4 protein-coding genes are annotated in these 21,741 nt (G+C 60.5%); all 4 read right to left on the reverse strand.

The annotated features are described in order from the left end of the window. Positions 1-3: 3 nt before the first annotated feature. Positions 4-16,818, reverse strand: a complete 16,815-nt coding sequence (locus DOM66_RS07910; protein WP_110689799.1) for a two-partner secretion domain-containing protein — start codon at positions 16,816-16,818, stop codon at positions 4-6. A 95-nt stretch (positions 16,819-16,913) separates the two neighbouring features. Further along, complete coding sequence (locus DOM66_RS07915) at positions 16,914-18,596, reverse strand: ShlB/FhaC/HecB family hemolysin secretion/activation protein (protein ID WP_245392393.1); 1,683 nt, start codon at positions 18,594-18,596, stop codon at positions 16,914-16,916. Positions 18,597-19,045: 449 nt separating this feature from the next. Beyond that, positions 19,046-20,878 (reverse strand): glutamine--fructose-6-phosphate transaminase (isomerizing), encoded by a 1,833-nt coding sequence (glmS, locus tag DOM66_RS07920; protein ID WP_110689801.1) that lies wholly within the window; start codon positions 20,876-20,878, stop codon positions 19,046-19,048. Positions 20,879-20,895: 17 nt separating this feature from the next. Next, positions 20,896-21,666: a DeoR/GlpR family DNA-binding transcription regulator gene (locus tag DOM66_RS07925; RefSeq protein WP_110673755.1), complete on the reverse strand. Its 771-nt coding sequence runs from the start codon at positions 21,664-21,666 to the stop codon at positions 20,896-20,898. Positions 21,667-21,741 lie beyond the last annotated feature (75 nt).

A 21,741-nucleotide genomic window follows, 5' to 3' on the forward strand; every position in this document is an offset into this window, starting at 1 on the left:
CTCCTAATCATTGGGTTTCGGGAAAGACGTATGAACCCGGTAACCATTTGGAGCCAAGGAATCCTTTACCAAAAGCACAAATGATTTATTGGATGGTTGCGAGACTGTGGATCCTTGGGGAATAACGCGACCAATCTCGTAACCAAGAACTTCATTAAGCGGAAGCCTAGACCCTGGGCTATTTGTTAGCCAATTCTGTATACGGTCACTATTCCTCGACAATACATCTCCAACCGCTCTCTGAGCTGTCTCTAAGTTTGGATATGTTGATGAACCTAAAATATCCGACTCAGTCTCAAACCGTTGCAGCAACTGCTCATCAGTTTTACCAACATGCCGCCTAATAGTATGCCCATCCAAGTTTTCATGGAAAACAAGTGTTCCGCCAGTTGCATCTTTAATTAAAGAGCTAGTGTCTGAAACAACATCACCATCCTGCACCACCCCCCGAGAAAAGTCTCCTACTCCCGCTAAGCCTGATCGGCTTGTAACAACACTCTTTGCCATCCTCGGCAGGCTTGCCACCAGCCCACCTGCGCCCATCAGCATCGACTCGTTTTCTAGCGCGACGCGGACTCTCAGCTTGTCGGCTTCGTCCTGCTTACCGGCCTGCTCCAGCGCATCGGCTTGGGCCAGCTGCTCACGGTTTTTCTCGGTAATGTAGTTCACCGGGTTGGCAGCAAAGGCTTTTACGTCCTGGCCCATCGCTTGCAGTAGCGCTTGAGATTCTTCGTCACCCAGCAGCGCTTGCCCGACGATCTGGCCCATTATGATCGGCGCGCTAGCGGAATCCACCACCATCTCTGAAAGGGCTTCAGCACCAATGCGCTCCATGCGCTGCTGTTGGTGCTCACCATACTGCGTTGCCGTATGGGTGTACTCAGCAAGGACCGTATCGCGGTCATCTCGACCTAACTTAACGTCTTGCCAGCTATCCATGGCCACCTGCAACTGTGCCCGTTCGTAGCGGCAGGCTTGTGCCGAGCCGCCTTGGCCACAGGCTTGCTCCAACGCCAGGTCACGCGACTGGCTGAGGGTATGAATCGCAAGACGTTCTTCCTCCAGAGATTGACGCTGTGTTTCTGAGAGAGAGTCGTCATCTTCCAGTAGGCGATTGATTTCTTGCAGCCGCTTGGCTTCTGGGTGGGCCAGGTAGTTGTACGTTGTCGCGTTACCCGCAATCTCGGCACCCTGCTGTACGTCTCCGTCGGCCAGGCCGGCTGCGACGATGCCAGTGATCTGCGATGCCGCCGTCAGCAACTGCGGGTCGTTATCGACTAGTGTGGCCAACTGTTCGATCAGCGCTTCGTTGGCACCGGCCGCCAGGGCGCCGCTCTTGAAGTCGCCGCCGCTGGCCGCCGCGGCAAGCCCACCGGCTAGGGCGTGCAGGGCGACCTTTTCGCTGCCACCATCCGCTAGATCGTTGGCAAGCCCCAGGTTTCCGACCTGGTTGAACAGGGTGGCTTGCAGCACAGTGCTCGTGGCGTTTTGCAGGCGGGTGCGGAAATGATCGCCGAAGCTGCCGCCCTGCACGGCGGTATCGACACCGGCGTCTGCCAGTGCCTGCGAGGCACGTTGACCCGCGAAGCGGCCCCAGCCGGAGGCGCTGTCGAGATTCACGCCGACTGTCCGGCCGGTTACCGGATCAGTGCTGCCACCCCAAACGCTATCCAGGCCTTTGGCGACACCTGCGGATGCGGCAGCCGTGACCGCGCTCTTGAGACTATCGCTTGATAAGGTATCGCTGACAGTGGCACCGAGATTGCCACGATGATTGATGACGCCGACGGCGGCCGTACCGGCTAGCGAACCAGCAGCACCAGCGGCCATGGCAGCTGCCAGACCACCGCCACCGATGGCTGTCACGGCACCCGCAGCGGCCGGGCCCGCGATGGCGGCGGCCGCAATGCTGATGGCGAGTGCCGCTCCCTGACCCAGCCCCGATTGGCTGTAGTCCCAGCTATCGTGGATCTCTTTGACCGTGCGCCAGTCGATGTCACCGCGCGCCTCGGCCTGCTCGAGCCACGCGAGATCCGGATTAGCAGTGACCATGGCGTCGATGGCTTGACTGACCGTTTGCTGGTCGACTTGGCTGATATCGATGTTCAGGCCGTCGGCCGCCTGGATCAGCGTCTGCCCCTGGGCGATCAACTCACTCTGGCGCAGCGTCTGGTCGGTCTGACCCTTGCCCTTGGCCGATTGCCATGCCCAATTGCTCTTGCTCTTTTCATGGGATTCGGTGTGAGTATCCAGCGCCCCGGCAAAGGTGATACCGCCGCCAATGGTGAGGCTGAGATCCCCACCGCTATCCAGCCTGGCGGCCTCGTAGGTCTGGTCTCCGCCGCTGGCGATGGTGAGGTCACCGCCAGTCTCGACGGTCGTTCCGACGGCACGGGTATCGGTGACTTCGTCGCGCTTCATCGACTTACGACTGATCAACCCGCCACTCTTTTTCTTCTTGTAGTAGTAGTGGTAATCCTCATCGTTGGCAGCCACGAGCGATACGTCGTTACCACCGACCAGGTAGGCTTGATCACCTGCCTTCAGGCGGCTGGCCTGGGCCGTCAGATCGCTGCCCGCCATCAGGGAGAGATCGCCACCAGCGCTGAGTTCGCTACCCTGCTGGCGCGTATGGGTATCAATGACATCCTTGCGGGTTCCCGGAGATCGATAGTGGCGCTCATTGTGCTGTACGCTATCCACCGAGCGCACACGAAGATCGCGTCCCGCCAGTGCCGAAAGATCGTTTCGAGCATCGACACGGCTGGCAACGATATCAATGTCGCGTCCTGCCGCTAGATTGATATCACCTGACGATATCAAATGGCTAGCTTGAGCTCTGTTCTCTGAGCTCGACGAGCGCAGATAACTCCGCGTGAAGTTTTCCCCACGAGCGTCCTGCACGGCGGCCAGATTCAGATCACGCCCAGCGAATAGGCCAATGTCGCCGCCGCTAACGATATCTGCACGGTTGATTAGATCTCTTCCCGCCGATGCACTTAAACCATCAATGGCCGAGATCAAGCCGCCTTGATCCAAAATGGTTTCGTAACTTGATTGCGTACCAAATTTTACAGCCAGCCTATCGTTAACAATACTGCCCTTGAGCGCTTTGAGGTTGACGTTTCCACCTCGAATCTCGCCTGCGATATTGTTGTAGATATCGTCTTTAGCGGTCAGCGAGAGGTTATTACCCGCCGCCATTAGCCCCGCCTGCAGGATGCTGCCGCCGCTACTGGCATTAAGATCACGCGAAGCGCGAATCGTGCCGACGTTAGCGAGATCATCACCCGCGATCAGGTCGATATCACGGCCCTGAATCAAGCTGTTACCGCGTACGTTACGCTCTGCCACTTTGGCCAGATAGAGCACCGGCGCCAATACGGTTTCACCCGCTACCTGCTGGGGCTCCATCCACACGATATCGTGTGTTAGTGCAGCCGTCTGCGAGGGTGTGAGTGCGACCCCCGGCGTCAGATTCAATGAATCGCTCGCGGCGATAGCATTGTCCATCAGATAGCGGTACTGATCCGCATCATTGGTCAAGCGCGTATCAAGGAATCGGCTGCCTGTCTGCGTCTGAACGGCATCACGAATCAGCCGTGATTCATAACGTCCGTCACCGAGCAGTCGGTAGGCGCTGTCGTCGGTATACCCCAGCTTATCGAGTAGATAGTCCGACCCCTTGACTCGATCGACCGAGGTAAATTCGGGATTGGTCTCTATCAAGTAGTGGCTCTTGGGCGACGGATTCTGGATAAAAAGCCCGTAGTCGCCCTGAGGGAGTCTAAAAGTGGGGAGTTTGGCTGGGGTGACGCGCTCGAAATCCGCGTTGCTATAGTCGACTGGGGAGAAAGATGCCTCTACCGGGGTGTTGCGTCTTACAGTGATCGCCTCACTGCCGTTATCAACTCGCGGCAGGAGAGCCATACCCTGCTTGGTAGCACCTTTACTACCCTCTGAGCCCGCTTCGGAGGGAAGAGAGGTCTCTATGGGTATGTTGCGTTGTACAGTAATCGTCTCACTGCCGTTATCACCTCTTGGCAAGAGAGCCATATCCTGCTTGGCAACATCTTTGCCATCATATGAGCCCGTCATGGGCGATAGAGAGGTCTCTAGAGGTATGTTGCGCTGCACAGTGATCGTCTCACTGCCGTCACCACCGCGTGACAAGAGAACCGGATTGCGCTTGGCAATAGCTTTGCCATTACCCGATGCCGCTGCAGATGAGTGGTTCCTTTCGATGCTTGTGAGCACGTCATCGGCATCCGACCAAGAGTCGACACTCGATTCGATGGCCTTGACGTCGCGCGCTTGCACGGAGCGTGCCGTGTTTTGGCTATCCGCCTTGCGATATGCCTGGGTGACAATGTCGTTCGATATGCCAGCCATATCCGTCTTGGCATAAGTCCCCTGATGGCGTAGAGACGGCTGGTCAGTGACGCTCGTGCCGTCTACGCCACTCCTCGCGGCCGCAGCGCCAGAGCTGCTCTCGACAACTCGATAAACAATATTGTCGGAAGATCCCAAAGGCTTCTTACGTTGTGCCTTTTCCTTATCGATCATTGTTATTTCCGCGGCAGCTTCAGAGCGCCTTGCTATATCATAGCTAAATTTACGAACGGGAATAACTTCACTATCCCTGCCCAGACTTCCATTAATCTGCGCACGTTTTTGTGTTGAAATTTCGCCATTGTCGATACGTTCAGCTGCTTCAATGAAAACTTTGCCTCCCGCATACACAGTAGCTTTCAAAGAACTATCGAATTCCTCCTTGGTAGTAAACTCAGTTTCAATATCCCCGGAGGTCACCACATCAGGCAGCGGGGGTTTTTCTTCATCGTTATTGTTATTCCAGCTATCGACCGATTTCTTAATATTATAATCTATTTGTGGTGGCCGGCTTCCTGACTCGAACCTCTTTTTTAGTTTATATACGGTGTTTTTTGTCTCTATAAAGCCTCCAACACCTTGATTTACAAATCTCTTAGAAGACAGTTCAAGATCATTATTGGCAGACATATTGCTACCAACATTTAAAACATCGCCCCCTTGTATCTTTAAGTCAAATCCCGACGAAATAGACGCACGAGGGGCTAAACTAGAAACGTCATGCACAGCTTCTTTTTTTACAGTAAAGGTATAGTATTGATACCCTTTTCTTTTATATATCCTACTCTGACCACCGTGACTATAATAACTCCTATATACAGACGTAGCCATCCAATCATAATCTAGATCGATTCGACTCCCCGCATCCTTTTCCAGAAAACTGTAATCTTCTATTTTATTAACAAAATAAAAAGACTTAAAATATATGCTTTTATTGGCTTCAATGGTCCCAGAAAGATTCTCCATAGAATCTGCGTATTCACCATTGTCGTCACGCGCAAAATCGAGATTACCGGCACTGTAGATATCAGCATATCGGTTGAAGAGGGCGTTGCCTCGCAGCATCATATCCCCGCCGGAAAACAGCAGCGTGTCGGCCTGATTGTCGATGCTTCCCCGACTGACCAATCTCAGGTTCTGCTGGCTACCGAGTGTGCCGCGGTTGTCGATGTCTGCCGCTTCGATGTCAACACCGCCGGACCCGATAAGCCGCCCCCGATTGTCCAGTGTTCCCGTCAGGCGATAGGTGGCATTGCCACCGCTGGCGAGACGCCCACCCTGCTGAGAGAGGTCATCGCCGGCGATCCGCATGTCCCGCCGGGAAGAGACGAGACCCGAGTTGGTAATATCGCCATGGCTCGTCAACCTGAGATCGCCATTGGCGAGCAGCTCACCGGCGTTATCGAGACTGGCAGCTTCGAGGGTCAAATCGTTCGCGCTGGCGAGACGGTCATCGGCAGCCAGCGTCATGGCATCTTGGGTGACGAGTTCCAGCGGGCCGTTGGCTTGCCACTTGCCTATTCCCGCGATGTCGTCGACCCGCGCCTTCATGGCACCCGTTCCCTCGAGTTCTCCATTCGAGTTGTCGAGAGCGGCCAACGTCAGCTCGAACACGCCGCTACCCGCGTGAATCGCACTGCCGGCCGTATTGAGCAGTCTGGCCGCCTTCAGCGCCATGTCCCGGCTGGCGAGTTCGATTGTCCCCTGGCGATTGTCCAGCGCACCGCTGACGCTCACGACGCTCTGCGTCCCGCCCAGCGCCCGCAAGCTTCCCGACCGATTGTTCAACGTGCCGGCATCCAACGTCAGGCCCCGTTGGGCCTCGACGACCCCATTGCTGTTGTCGAGATCACCGGCCTCGAGGCGCACCAGATCGCCTGCCATCTGGCCGTTGTGGTTGTCGACCTTAGGCGGGTCGATATCCAGTGTCCCCTTGGCGATCATGCGCCCGCCATCATTGCCCAGGTAGCGCTGTAGTACGACCTTTAGCCGTCCCGCGAGGCTTGCCACCAGGCCGTCCTCGCCGTTGTCGAACGTCTCCCCGCTGAGGTCGACCTGGCTGCCCTGCATCACACCGCTGCGGTTATCGCCTTGCGCTGCCTTCACGACGAGGTCACCGCCACGCGACAATATCTGCCCATCACGGTTGTCCAGCGTGCGCGTCGCTACCGCAACCCCCTCGGAGTCGCCGACGAGCTGCCCCTGCTCGCGGTTATCGACTGAGGCCGTCGTGATTGTCAGCCGATTTCCTCGGATCGAGCCTGCGCGGTTATCGAGCTTGCCGGACCGCCCTTCGATCGCCACTTCACCGCCCTCGGCTTCGATCAGGCCGTTGCGGTTAGCGATGTCGCCGAGCAGGTCGAGTACGATACCGCCCTTGCCACTCAGCAGTGCGCCGCTGTCATTGCGCAGTACCCCTTGTTGCATCTGAATGGCATCCGCCACCACCGCGCCATGACGATTGTCGACATGGTCGATGGCTAGATCGATGACGCCTTCGGCTTGCACCTGGCCATTGCCATTGACCAGCGTATCGCCTCGAATCAGCGCTCCTGCCTTGCCTGCCGCGACCAGACCGCCCTCGCGGTTGTCCAATGTTTCGGCCTGGAGGTCGAGACGATCCGCCAGGATTTGTCCGGAGCGGTTGTCCAGTGACGTGGTGTCGGCCTTCAGATGGCTCGCCAACAGCGTGCCGCCTCGATTGGAAAGCGGGATGCCACCGGGGAGGGAGAGCTGTCCGTGACGTGCTTCTATACGTCCCGCATCGTTATCGAGCCCCCGCGATAGCTTCAGCGTAGCGTTTCCTCTGGCAGCGCTGATGACACCCTGGTCACCATTGTTCAGCGTGTCGGCCGACATCTGAACGTCGCGGCCTAGCAGGTGCCCGCCCTGATTGTCGACCTCGGCCGCTTCGAGCGTGAGCCCCTGTTTGGCTTGGATCTGACCGCCAGCATTAGCAAGCGCGTGGCGGACCTGCAGTTTTGCGGCAGCGGCCAGGGCCGCGATCAGCCCACCCCCATTGTCGATAGCGTTGACACTGACATCGAGCGCACGGCCGGCCAGTGTGCCGCGGGTGTTATCCAGCGCACCCTGGCCTCGTAGCCGTAGATTGCCTTGACCGGTAACGATCTTGCCGGCCTGGTTGGTCGTATTCCCTTGAACGTCGAGATCGATAGCACGCGCGGTGATCACGCCGTTGGTATTGGTCAGGGCTACAGAGTCCAGGCTGGCACTGCCCTGCAAAGCTTGCAGGTGACCTTGACCGTTATCGAGCACCTGCGAGATATCGATGTTCAGATCGCCCTGCTCGGCACTGACGATCCCCTGTCGATTGTTCAACGTGGTGGCACTGACCCCAACCCGGTCGGCCACCAGCGTGCCGCCCGTATTGTCGAAACCACCCTGGCTCTCAGCATGCAGCGAGTCCAGCGCCTGCAACTTACCGCCGGCGTTACTGAGGGACTCGGTCCCGACGAGTTTCAGATTGCCTGCGTCGGCGGAGACGAGCCCTCCTTTGGCGTTGAGGAAGTTGCCTGTCTTCAGGGTCACGCTGGCCGCACGCAGCGTGGCGGCCGTGTTATCCAGCAACTTGCCCAGAGTCACGTTCAGTGCACCAGCGGCGACTGCACTGCCAGCGCGGTTGTCCAGCGAGTTGTCGAGGGCCAGATCGACCCGTTGCCCCGCCAGAGTGCCGTGACCGTTGTGCATGTCGACGGCGGTGACATCTAGGCCGCCTTTCGCTGCACGCAGCATCCCTTCTGTGTTGTCGAGAACGCCCTGCGTGCGCAGATCGAGCGTGCCGCGCTCGGCGCTGATGATGCCGTCAGTGTTGCTCAAGCTCCTGTTGCTCAGCGCCACGTCATCGGCGACGACGACGCCTTTGTCGTTGCTGAGACTCCGCGAATCGACCTCGAGCGTCTTGCCTGCCTGGAGCCGGCCCTGGGTATTGTCGAGCGCACCGGTGACAGTAAGATCGGCCGAGGCGCCGGTGGCAGAGATCAGCCCCTCGCGATTGGACAGCGATGCCGCGTTCAGCGTTAGCCGATCGGCCAGGATGCTGCCGCGACGGCTGCTCAGATCAACGCCTCGATAACTCAGCGCACCCGTGGCCTGAAGGGCGCCATCGTCGTTGTTCAGGCGTTGCGACACGACGAGTTCAGCGTCTCCGCGCTCGGCGCTGACGATGCCGCCCGCTGCATTGTCCATCGCCCGGGCGTCGAGTGTGAGCGTATCGGCGATGAAGCGCCCCTGACGATTGGTCACATCGTCGGCTGTCACGGAGAGGTTCTTGGCGGCCTGGATCTGCCCGCCGGCGTTGTCGAAAGCGCTATCGGCGTGAAGATTCATATCACCGGTCAGCGCGGCGATCAGTCCGTTCACGTTCCCACCCAGCGCCCCGGTCAGAAGTGAGACGGCGTGACCCGACAGCGTGCCAGCGCTGTTATCGAGTTCATCGGACACATTCAGGATCAGATCGCCATTCTCCGCCACGACCAAACCACCAGCGTTGGTCATATCACCTGCCGCTTGGAGCGCGATCTCATTGGCTGCAATGACGCCTTCGCGATTGTCAGCGGAACCCAGCGAGATATCCGCGCGTCCCTCCCGCGCCTGAAGATGTCCGCTTTGGTTGTTCAGCAGGCCGGTGAGATTGAGAGCGATATCCCCCTGCTCGGCGCTGACGACACCCGCGTGGTTGTTCAAAGAATCGCTCTGGATATCGAGACGGTCGGCAATGACGGTGCCGGACTGGTTGTCGATAGCGTCCTTGGCGGCGAGCGTCAGCTGATGCAGCGCCTGCAGTTGGCCACCCGTGTTGTTCATGCCGCCGTGGGAGATAACTCGCAGATCACCGTCATCGGCCGATACCAACCCCTCGGCATTGGCCTCGAGCGATCCGATATCGAGCTGAACCGCATCTCCGCGCAGTACGCCACGCGTATTGTCCAGCGCCCCACCGGCGGTGATGGCCAGCCCCGCGCCTTCAGCAACGAGGCGGCCGTTGCCATTGTCGAGCGTGTGGGTTATGTCGGCCCGGACCTGCTGCCCGATCAGATTGCCGCTGTGGTTGGTAAAGCTATCGGCAACGAGCGAGACGGCGCCATTGATTGCTTGCAGAAGCCCGCCGCCGTTGTTGAACGCGCCGGAGACATCGATCTGGAGATCGTCCTGGTCGGCACTGATGGCGCCGCCCCGATTGACTATCTCTTCGGCGTCGAGTGCCACGCCATTGGCTACCAGCGTGCCATCCGTATTGTCCAGCGAGGCTGTATGAACACTCAGCAAATCCTGCGCCTGAATTTGCCCCTCGGTATTATCGAGGGCACCACTGACCTCGATGGCGGCAGCAGCGGCGTTGGCAGCGATCAGGCCGCCCGTATTGGCCAGCGAAGCTGAAGAGAACGCGAGCGCATCGGCGACAATGCGCCCTTGGCGATTGCTGAGTTCATCACCTTGGTACTGCAGTCGCCCGGATGCTTGGAGATGACCGCCGTCGTTATCGAGACGCTGGCTAAATGTCAGTGTCGCGTCTCCCTGATCGGCGCTGACGACTCCCCCGTCCCGGTTATCCAGCGCCGTGGCGGATAGCGTGATGTCGTGAGCGAGCAGACGGCCATCGCGATTTCTGATCTCACCCGCCTCGAGCGACAGCGATCGCGCGGCCTGAACGAGACCGCTGTCGTTGCCGAGCGCATGCTGTAAATGGGCTTCGAGGTCTCCGGCACGAGCACCGATCACTCCCTTCTGACCATTTGCCAGCGACGCCGCAACAAGATAGAGCGTATCGCCCAGCAACAAGCCGCCGCGGTTGAGCAGAGCGCCACGTGTCTTCAGTGCGAGATCTCCCGCCCCAGCGACGATACGGCCTTGGTCGTTGTCGATATCTTCCCGCGCATCGAGAGTGATGGCATCGGCAGACGCGACGCCATGGGTATTGGTGAAGGCACCGATATCGAAATTGGCGTCTCCGGCCAGTGCCTGCAGATGGCCGTCGCTATTGTCGAGCTTCCGGTCCAACTTGACCGACAGCTCACCCTGCTCAGCGCTGATCACGCCATGTCCGTTGTCGAGCGCCTCGCCGTGGATATCGATCTGATCCGCAACCATGCGTCCCGTCTGGTTGTCGATCGTACCGCCACTATTCAGCGCCAGCCGGTGCAGTGCCTGAAGCTGGCCACCGGCATTGTTCAGCACGCCCTTGGCGATGATGCCAAGCTCTCCCTTCTCGGCGGATATCAGTCCGGCTCGATTGCCGCTAAGCTCACCCACATCAAGATGAACGTTCTGGCCCAGTATCACACCCTGGATATTGTCGATTGCCCCAGGGGTCCCGATCCGTGCATCGCCCTGCTCGGACACGAGCCAGCCGCCCACATTATCGATGTCACCCGACGCCTGGAGACGCAGGTCCCCTTGGGTGGCCATCATCTGCCCTGCGGCATTACTGACGTCATCTTTGGCATCGATTGAGAGTGACGCCGCCGAGATATCGCCGCGCTCATTGGTGAGCGTGCCGGTCGCCAGTTGCATGGCACCCGACAGGGCCTGTATTCGCCCTTCGCTGTTGTCGAGCGCGTCATCGAGTTGGATGCCGAGCGCACCCTGATCGGCGCTGATACCACCCTTGCGGTTTTGAAGCGAGCGACCCTCGATAGCGATATCCTGAGCGATAAGAACACCCTCCCGGTTATCGATATCGCCGCCCGCCGTCAGCGCCAGATGACGTGCCGCCTGCAACTGGCCACCGCGGTTGTCGACCCCAGCCGCGACCTCGATGGCAAGAGCTTCCGCCTCGGCACTGAGGGTCCCGCCCTGGTTGCTCAAGCTATGACCTCGCACGTCGATGCGCTGCGCTATCAAGGTGGCAGCATCCGTGGAGATGTCGGACTCGCTGGTCAGCGTCAAGTCACCGGCTGCCTGCATCTGCCCACCCGCACCATCGAGGGTGCCCGGAGAGACGAGTTCGAGATCGCCCGTGTCTGCCGAGATCAGACCACCCCGATTACGCGCCAGTGAGCCGAACTCGAGATTGACCGCCCCCCCGCGCAATACGCCATCGGTGTTGTCGATCGCTCCCGCCGTGACCACATGAAGCGCTTCATCGCCGGCATCGATCGACCCGCCGACATTGCCGAGTAGACCCGCGCTATCGACGACAAGCTCGCCCTGCTCGGCGACGAGCCGGCCACTGCCGTTGTCGATGTTGCCCCGGGTAGAGATGTTCACCGACCGAGCGGAGACCACGCCGTGCTGATTGGAGAGTGACCCAAGAGCCAATTGGGCCTTGCCGGAAGCGGCTTGCAGATGGCCGTCGCTGTTGTCTAGCCGCTGCCCGAGCTTGACGTTCAGATCTCCTTTTTCGGCACTGATGACACCCTGCTGATTGCGCAGATCGATCCCGTCGATGTCGATCCGATCGGCAACAATATTGCCGCTGCTGTTATCGATACTGCGCCCGGCAACGAGTGTCAGATCCTGCTGCGCCTGTAACCGGCCAGCGGCACTGTTCAAATCCTCCCGGGTAGTCAGATCGAGGTCACCCACCTCCGCGGCGATCAGACCTTCTGCATTGGCACTCAGCTCACCCACGTCGAGATTGACGTTCTGACCCAGCATCACGCCGTGGGTATTGTCGATTGCCCCAGGGGTCCCGATCCGTGCGTCGCCCTGCTCGGACACGAGCCAGCCGCCCACACTATCGATGTCACCCGACGCCTGGAGACGCAGGTCCCCTTGGGTGGCCATCATCTGCCCTGCGGCATTACTGACGTCATCTTTGGCATCGATTGAGAGTGACGCCGCCGAGATATCGCCGCGCTCATTGGTGAGCGTGCCGGTCGCCAGTTGCATGGCACCCGACAGGGCCTGTATTCGCCCTTCGCTGTTGTCGAGCGCGTCATCGAGATGGATGCCGAGAGCGCCCTGTTCGGCACTGATAGCGCCCTTGCGGTTTTGCAGCGAGCGACCCTCGATAGCGATATCCTGGGCGATAAGAACACCCTCCCGGTTATCGATATCGCCGCCCGCCGTCAGCGCCAGGTGACGTGCTGCCTGCAACTGGCCACGGCGATTGTCGATCCCAGCGGCGACGTCGATGGCGAGAGCTTCCGCCTCGGCACTAAGAGTCCCGCCTTGGTTGCTCAAGCTATGACCACGCACGTCGATGCGTTGCGCTATCAAGGTGGCGGCATCCGTGGAGATGTCGGAACCACTGGTCAGCGTCAAGTCACCGGCTGCCTGAATCTGTCCGCCCGCGCTATCGAGGGTGCCCGGCGAGACGAGTTCGAGATCGCCCGTGTCTGCCGAGATCAGACCACCCCGATTACGCGCCAGTGAGCCGATATCGATATCGACCGCTCCTCCACGCACTACGCCATCGGTGTTATCGACCGTTCCCGCCGTGACCAAACGAAGTGCCTTTTCGCCGGCATCGATCGACCCGCCGACATTGCCAAGCGCACCCGCACTATCCAACACGAGCGCGCCCTGCTCAGCAGTGAGATGGCCGCTGCCGTTATCGATATCGCCACGGGTAGAGATAGTCACTGCACGGGCCGATACCACGCCGTGCTGGTTGAAGAGTGACCCAAGAGCCAGTTGGGCCTTGCCGGAAGCGGCCTGCAGATGGCCGTCGCTGTTGTCGAGCCGCTGCCCGAGCTTGACGCCCAGATCTCCTGTCTCGGCGCTGACGGCACCTTCCCGGTTGCTCAAGTTGCGACTGGAGACTTCGATGTCGTCGGCGATCATCGTGCCGGCGTCATTGACGATATCGCCATCGCTATTGAGCATTAGCCGGTGCAGCGCCTGAAGCTGGCCACCGGCATTGCTCAGCAAGCGCTTGGCGATGATACCAAGCTCTCCCTTCTCGGCGGATATCAGGCCTTCTGCATTGGCACTCAGCTCACCCACGTCGAGATTGACGTTCTGGCCCAGTATCACGCCCTGGGTATTGTCGATTCCCCCAAGGGCCCCGATCCGTGTGTCGCCCTGCTCAGCCACGAGCCGGCCACCCACGTTATCGATGTCATCCGACGCCTGAAGACGCAGGTCCCCTTGAGTTGCCGCCATCTGTCCAGCGGCGTTGGTGATGCCATCCTCGGCAACGATAGCGAGTGACGCAGCCGAGATATCGCCACGCTCATTGGTGAGCGTACCGGTCGCCAGTTGCATGGCACCCGACAGGGCCTGCATTCGTCCTTCGCTGTTGTCGAGCGCGTCATCGAGCTGGATGCCGAGTGCGCCCTGTTCGGCACTGATAGCGCCCTTGCGGTTATGTAACGAGCGACCCTCGATAGCCATACTTTGGGCGACGAGGACACCCTCTTGGTTATCGATAGTCTCACCCGCCGTCAGCTCCAGATGACGTGCCGCCTGCAACTGGCCACCGCGGTTGTCGACCCCAGCCGCGACCTCGATGGCGAGATCCTCCGCCTCGGCACTGAGGGTTCCTCCCTGGTTGCTCAGGCTATGACCGTGCAGGTCGACGCGCTGCGCCAGCAAGGTGGCAGCATCCGTGGAGATGTCGGACTCGCTGGTCAGCGTCAAATTACCGGCCGCCTGTATCTGCCCGCCCGCACTATCGAGCCTGCCCGGCGAGACGAGTTCGAGATCGCCAGTATCTGCCGAGATCAGACCACCCCGGTTACGCGCCAGTGAGCCGATATCGATATCGACCGCTCCTCCACGCACTACGCCATCGGTGTTATCGACAGTTCCCGCCGTGACCAAACGAAGTGCCTTTTCGCCGGCATCGATCGACCCGCCGACATTGCCAAGCGCACCCGCACTATCCAACACGAGCGCGCCCTGCTCAGCAGTGAGATGGCCGCTGCCGTTATCGATATCGCCACGGGTAGAGATAGTCACTGCACGGGCCGAGACCACGCCGTGCTGATTGGAGAGTGAGCCGAGATTTAGATGGGCATTGCCGGACACGGCTTGCAGATGACCACCGCTGTTGTCGAGACGCTGCCCGAGCTTGACGCCCAGGTCTCCTGTCTCGGCGCTGACGACGCCCCGCTGATTGCGCAGATCGATCCCGTCGATGTCGATCCGATCGGCAACAATATTGCCGCTGCTGTTATCGATACTGCGCCCGGCAACGAGTGTCAGATCCTGCTGCGCCTGTAGCCGGCCAGCAGCACTGTTCAAATCCCCCCGGGTAGTCAGATCGAGGTCACCAACCTCGGCGGCGATCAGACCTTCTGCATTGCCGGTCAGCGCACCGAGATCGAGACGGACACGCTGTCCGCGGAGCTCGCCGTGGGTGTTGTCGAGATCACCGGCGACATCGAGTGCCAAGGTGTCGGTCGTGGCCGCAAGACGCCCTGCGGTATTGTTCAGCGAGTGATTGATACTGACGTCGAGGCCTCTCCCCAGCAGATCACCGCCGCGGTTGATGAAGGTCCCGGCGACGATCTTCGCCGCACCCTGTGCCGCTTGCAGATGCCCTTGGCTATTGTCGAGCTTCCCCGGCGAGCGGATGCTCAGGTCACCTTGCTGCGCGCTGATGGTGCCCGCGCTATTGTTCAGCGTCTTTGCCGCAATCCCGACTCTGGCGCCGAGCAGGCGGCCAGCAGCGTTGTGCAAGCTGGCAGCGACCAGATCGAGTGCTCCTTGGGCTTCGATACTGCCCTGGGTATTGTCGATATCTTGTGTGACCGAGATAGCAGCATTGCCCGCCCGGCCCGAAATCAGGCCATGGGCATTGTCGAAGGTGACAGCGGAGGCCGAGACAGCATCGGCAAGAATCTCTCCATGGCGGTTGACCACATTCCCGCCATCGAGCTGGAGTGCCCTACGAGCCTGTATCCGGCCCGCCTCGTTGTCGATCCGGCCGGTGAAGTCGAGCCTGGCGTCGCCTTTCGAGGCGTCGAGCAAGCCCCCCTTCCGATTGGAGAGATCGTGGCCGCTCAACGACAGCCGATCGGCATGCACCACACCGGCATCGTTGATGAGGCTGCTGGCGTCCAGTGTCAGCGCTGCAGCGTCGAGCTGGAACTGACCACCGCCATTGTCGAGATGCTCGACCACCAACGAGACGTCTTGCCCACGGCCGAAACGCAGCAGACCGCGATTGACGATCCGGGGCGTGCGCAGATCGAGCGTCTCCTTGGCCGCAATCGTTGCCTCGTTGTGCAGAGACGCCGTTTCGAGCACGGTGCGCTGCCCGCGAATATCGCCGCGATTGTTCAGTGAGCGATCGGCGTGAACTGCAATCTCGCTGGCCAGCCATTGGCCCGTATTGCGCGCCGTGTTTGCTTCGATATCCAGCCGCTGGGTAGCATCCAAACGGCCCCGGTTTTCGAGAGCGCCAGCCGTGAGCGTGATGTGTCGCCCCGCAACACGCTTGTCTGCGGAAACGCCGGCAACCACCTGACCTTGCTGCGTCAATTTTCCACCGGCGGTCAGAGTGATATCACCGGCACTGGAGACGGCGTCGTGGATGACCATGTCACCACGGGTGTTGATCGCCGTGCCCAGCTCACCGCGCAGACGCCCCGAGGTCTCGGCCGAGGCCGCCTTGATAGCCACGCGGCGCGATGCCTGGGTATCGGACAGGGTCAGATGTCCGGCAGCGTCGATGGCAATATCGCCAGCACTCGCCGCCATGTCTCCCGCCACGCGTACGCCGACACCCGCTTCGGTGCCCACCAGAGAGATACGGTCGGCATACATACCACCCAGAGCGGAGGAGTCGATGGCTAGCTCGGGGCGCGCTTGGGCACCTTTTCGCGCCGTCGCTTGCAACGTGTCGGCATCGACGTCGTTGGCGCCGGTGACGATATCCAGCCGATGCGCGTGAATATCCGCGTTGATCCGAGCTGCGCGGGTGATGATGTCGAACTGATCGACCTGAGTGGCATCCAGCCCCAGGCCCTCGACGGAGACGCTGCCACGGTCGACGGCATAATGATCCAGCTCACCGTTGTCGAAGACCGGCTTGCCGGTCGATAACGTGACCCGCGGACTGTTGATGAAACCGCAACCGTCACAGCTGATGCCGTAGGGGTTGGCGACGACAACGTTGGCCTTGGCACCGGCGACTTCGGTGTAGCCCGCCAGGCGCGAGGGATTACCGCCGTTGACCTCGTTGACGATCAGTTTGGCGGCGCGGTCGCGGAGATTGGGGTTGCCGACGATCTGTCCAGCGAGCTGTGTTTCCTGCCACTTGCCGGTGGCATTATTGAGAACGACACCCTGTTTATCGACGTTGTAGTCGCTGAAGGTATTGTGCGATAGGCCGCGGCCGTTGGGTGTCGCGATGTCGATGATGGGAACACCGTTACCGGCGCGATCCAGCCGCGTGTTACCCACTCCGGGAGAGACGACGATCCCTTCGGCCAGAACCAGCACCGGGTGCCAGAAGAGCGCATTGATCAGCACGATGGCCAGGTAACGGAAACCGCTGGATCGGACGTTCATCGCGATCTGTCCCTCTTCTCATTTTTTTGTCTATCTTTCGCTGCAAGTCGAACTGGACTGTCACGACGACTTGCCTCTTTCCGTCCGGACGTCGTTCAGAGACTCAACCGGACATCGACATAGATCGGAGTCTCGCGGCGGGCGATGACATCGGGTCTCTCGAGCGAGTGTGCCCAACCGATATTCGCCGAGAGATGATTGCCCTTCAGACCCAGCGCCAGTGCATAGCCAGTCATTCGCCCGTGGAGTTCCGGGTTGTACTGGCCATGGCGAATGACGCCCACGTCATAGGCCAGCGACAGGTTCCAGGTATCGAACAGCGGTCTGGCGATATCGAATGGATGACGCCACGTAACTTCGTTGCGCCAGTAGCCGCCGCTATCTCCGCTCAGGGATTGCTCCTTGAAACCGCGGACGGTGCTCTCTCCACCAATGGTCAGCCTCTGCGGGCTGTAGAGCACATCGTGACTCCACTGGCCGTGGGCGAAGCTTTCGAAGCTCAGGGTCTGCCCGAGTAACGAGAACGGTTGCCAGTAACTCAGGGTGAGGGTGTTCTTTTGATACTGCGCGGTGGGTTGGCCATCTACGGCGCCGTGATCTTGCTGTGCCCCGAAACGGGTCAACCCGTGCTGCCAGCCGATATCGGCATTGATCAGCGCACTGCCAAGACGGCGCCCGTGGTTGACACCCAATGACAGCTCGCTGAGCCGCTGGCTGCTGACCTCGATGCGTGTGCCATCGATGTTATTACGCGTGGACAGTTTGCTGAGGCCAACGCTGACGCCGGTCTTGCTGGTGCGGTCGCGGAGGAGCACGCGCTCTAGGCCTATCGCATGCTTCTCGCTGGTCCCATCCAACGCGAATATGAAACCGTTGCCCTCGGCCTGGGTGCGATACTGGCTGCGGCTGTAGGTGTAATCGAACGTCCAGTAGCCATAGGGCACCTCGTACTGGAAATAGCGGCTGCCGGAGTCGGCATCATGACGCCGAGTGACAGCTCGTCCCCACTGCAACGTCAGCTGGTCGGCGAGACCGAACGGGTTGTCCCAGCTCATTCCGGCTTGCCACTGCTGTTCGCCGGTCCCCTGACTGCCACTGTTATTGCGGCCGAGCGAGAAGCGCACGGGCCTGGAGGGCGTGTCTTCGACGCCCACGATGCTGCCACCGACCTCTTCTCCGGGTTGTAGCGCCAATTTCGCGCGATGCGAGGGAAGCCGGTTGAGTTGATCGATCAGTTGCTCCAGATCGCGAATATTCAGCCGCGCACCCGCCGAGACCGGAGACGCCATGTTCAACTCCCGATCGGAAATCGCGTCGTTCTGAGAAGCGAAAGCTTCGATACGCCCCTCGACCACGATCACCCGCAATGTGCCCGTGGAGAGGTCCTGTTGGGGCAGATAGGCACGGGAGGTGACATAGCCTCGGTCGAGATACGTCTGGGTAATCGCTTTCAGCAGCTCGTTCAGATCTTCCGCGGTCGCACAGTGGCCCACGATGTCATCCGACAGCGATTGCCGGAGGCGAGTATTGAGCAGCGTCACGCCTTCCAGATCGAGCGCACGAATGGGGAGACATCTTCCCGCTTTCTTGGTCAACGGCAGCGCCGAAGGCGTCTCCTCGGCGGCGGGCAAGCGCTCGAGCGCCTCTAGACGCTGGCGTTGCTGCTCCAGACGCCGCTGGGGTTCGTCGAGTTCGAAATTCCCACTCTCGGAGACTCGTGCACCACTCTCCATCGCCCACATCGACGGCTGTGGTATCCAGAGAATGGTGAGGAGCACGACTCTCGTCATGATACGTGGAGACACCAGCACGCCCTTCTGATTTACATAACGTAGAAATCAGTAACGGCCATTCGCCGGGAGACTTTAATATAAAATTAAAAGTAGCCGATGTCTTACAGAAGCTGGCGCAAGATACCTACAAAATTAGATTTTTAAAAACAAGTAAAATAAAATATAACCATCTGAACCCAAACTATAATTAACTCTTACCAGGGCTCATTACTTTTCGCCCGCTTCCCTTGACATTAGCTTTAACCAATGCCTCTTCGTTGCCTCGGTAGAGTCTATCCAAAGATATTGATCATCCATGTGAACAGATGATTCATCCCAAAAACCTTCATCAGCAACAATATTCGCCCCTGCGTGATAGCCGGAAAATACCGGGCGCAGGGGCGAACGATAAAACGATGGATGCCTCGCGTGTAGCCGGCCTCAGCCGGCGTGCTTTATTCCACCGTCACGCTCTTGGCCAGGTTGCGCGGCTGATCCACGTCGGTGCCCTTGAGCACAGCGACATGGTAGGAGAGCAGCTGCAGCGGCAGGGTGTAGAGAATCGGCGCGAGAACTTCGTCGATCTGCGGCACGTGGAGCACGCGCAGATCGTCAGCGGCGGTCAGCCCGACCTGGGCATCGGCGAAGACGAAGAGTTCGCCGCCACGGGCGCGGACCTCCTGCAGGTTCGACTTGAGCTTCTCCAGCAACTCGTCGTTGGGTGCCACCGCGATCACCGGCATGTCGGCGTCGACCAGCGCCAGCGGGCCATGCTTGAGCTCCCCCGCCGGATAGGCCTCGGCGTGGATGTAGGAGATCTCCTTGAGCTTGAGCGCACCCTCCAGGGCGATCGGGAACTGGGTGCCACGCCCCAGGAACAGCGCATGGTGCTTCTCGGCGAAGGCCTCCGAAAGCTCGGCGATGGGGCCATCCATCTCCAGCGCCTGTTCGAGCAGCGCCGGCAGCCCGCGCAGGGCCTGGACCAGCGCCGTCTCGCGGGCATCGCCGCGCTCGCGGCGCAGCGCCAGGGTGAGCAGCAACAGCGCCACCAGCTGGGTGGTGAACGCCTTGGTCGAGGCGACCCCGATCTCCGGGCCGGCCTGGGTCATCAGCGCCAGATCCGATTCGCGGGTCAGCGAACTCCCCGGCACGTTGCAGATCGCCAAGGCGCCGAGATAGCCGGCCGCACGCCCCTTGGCGTAACGTAGCGCCGCCAGGGTGTCGGCGGTCTCCCCGGACTGGGAGAGGGTGACGAAGAGCGTATTCTCCGGCACCACCACTTCGCGGTAGCGATACTCCGAAGCGACTTCGACCGTGGTCGGAATACCGGCGAGCTTCTCCAGCCAGTAGCGCGCCACCAGGCCAGCATGGTAGCTGGTGCCGCAGGCGACGATATGGATCTGCCTGACGCGCGCGAACAGCGCCTTGGCCCCGACGCCGAAGCTGCTCTCCAGCACGTGGGAGCCGCTCAGTCGGCCCTCCAGGGTGGCGGCGATCACGGCGGGCTGCTCATGGATCTCCTTGAGCATGAAGTGGCGATACTCGCCGCGGCTGGCGGCGCCATCGCCATGCTCAAAGGTGTGCACGTCACGCTCGGCCGGCTCGCCGTCGGCGAAGATCTCGATGCCGTGGGCGTCCGACAGGCGCACCACGTCGCCCTCCTGCAGGTAGACGAAGCGGTCGGTGACCTGCAAAAGCGCCAGGGTGTCGGAGGCGAGGAAGTTCTCGTCGATCCCCACACCGACCACCAGCGGGCTACCCTTGCGCGCGCCGACGATCTCGCGCGGCGCTTCCACGTGCATCACGGCCAGCGCGTAGGCGCCGTCGATCCGGGCCAGGGTCGCCTGCACCGCGGCGAGCAGATCGCCGTGGGCATCGAAGGCGCGTTCGAGCAGATGCGCCACCACCTCGGTGTCGGTCTCGGAGTCGAACACCACGCCCTCGGCCTCGAGATCGCGCTTGAGCGGTTCGTAGTTCTCGATGATGCCGTTGTGCACCAGTGCCAGGCGGCGCCCGGCGACGTGCGGGTGGGCGTTGGCCTCGGAAGGCTTGCCGTGGGTCGCCCAGCGGGTGTGGGCGATACCGATATGCCCCTTGAGGGCATCCTCGGTGAGTTTCTCCTCCAGCGCCGCAACCTTGCCCAGCGCACGCCGACGCGCCAGCGCACCAGCCCTATCCAGCACTGCCATGCCGGCGCTGTCATAACCGCGGTACTCGAGACGCTTGAGCCCTTCCAGCAGGATGCCCTGCACATTGCGCGCTGCCAGCGCGGCGACGATTCCACACATGTCCGATATCCTCGGTGTTATTGGGGCGCGTCGGCGACCACCAGCGTCACGCCCTGGCCCTCGATGGCGGCGGCATCCGCCGCCTCGAGACGCCAGTCGGTCACCAGGGTGTCGATACGAGCCCAGGGAAGTTCCAGATTGGGGATGCGACGGCCGAGCTTGTCGGCCTCTACCATCACCACCACCTCGCGGGCGACCTCCGCCATTACGCGGGTGAGGCCGAAGAGCTCGTTGTAGGTGGTGGTACCGCGGTCGATGTCGATGCCATCGGCACCGACGAAGAGCTGATCGAAGTCATAGGCGCGCAGCACCTGTTCGGCGACCTGCCCCTGAAAGGATTCGGAGTGCGGGTCCCAGGTGCCACCGGTCATCAGCAGCGCCGGCTCGGGTTCGAGCTCGCGCAGGGCACCGGCCACGGCGAGCGAATTGGTCATCACCACCAGCCCACGCAGGCCGCCGAGCTCACCGATCAGCGCCGCCGTGGTGGTACCGCTGTCGACGATGATGCGGTTGTGCTCGCGAATGCGGGCGCGGGCGGCCCGCGCAATGGCGCGCTTGTGGGGCGAGAGCACCTGTGCCGGTTCGGCGAGCATCTCCTGGGGCAGCGGCGCCGCCCCGCCGTAGCGGCGCAGCAGCAGGCCGCTGCTCTCCAGGGTAGAGAGATCCTTGCGCACCGTGACCTCGGAGATGGCGAAGCGCGACGCCAGCACCTCGACCGGTGTCTCGCCATGGGCATTGACGTAGGCGAGGATGGCGTGACGTCTCTGGGCAGTATCGCGTTTCGGCATTCTTTCACTTCGAAAGATAATTGAGAGCGAATCGAAACTTAAAGCGCGCCCTGTGTCAAGCGAGAGGGCTACGAT

This window comes from Salinicola endophyticus, assembly GCF_003206575.1.
GTDB lineage: Bacteria > Pseudomonadota > Gammaproteobacteria > Pseudomonadales > Halomonadaceae > Salinicola > Salinicola endophyticus.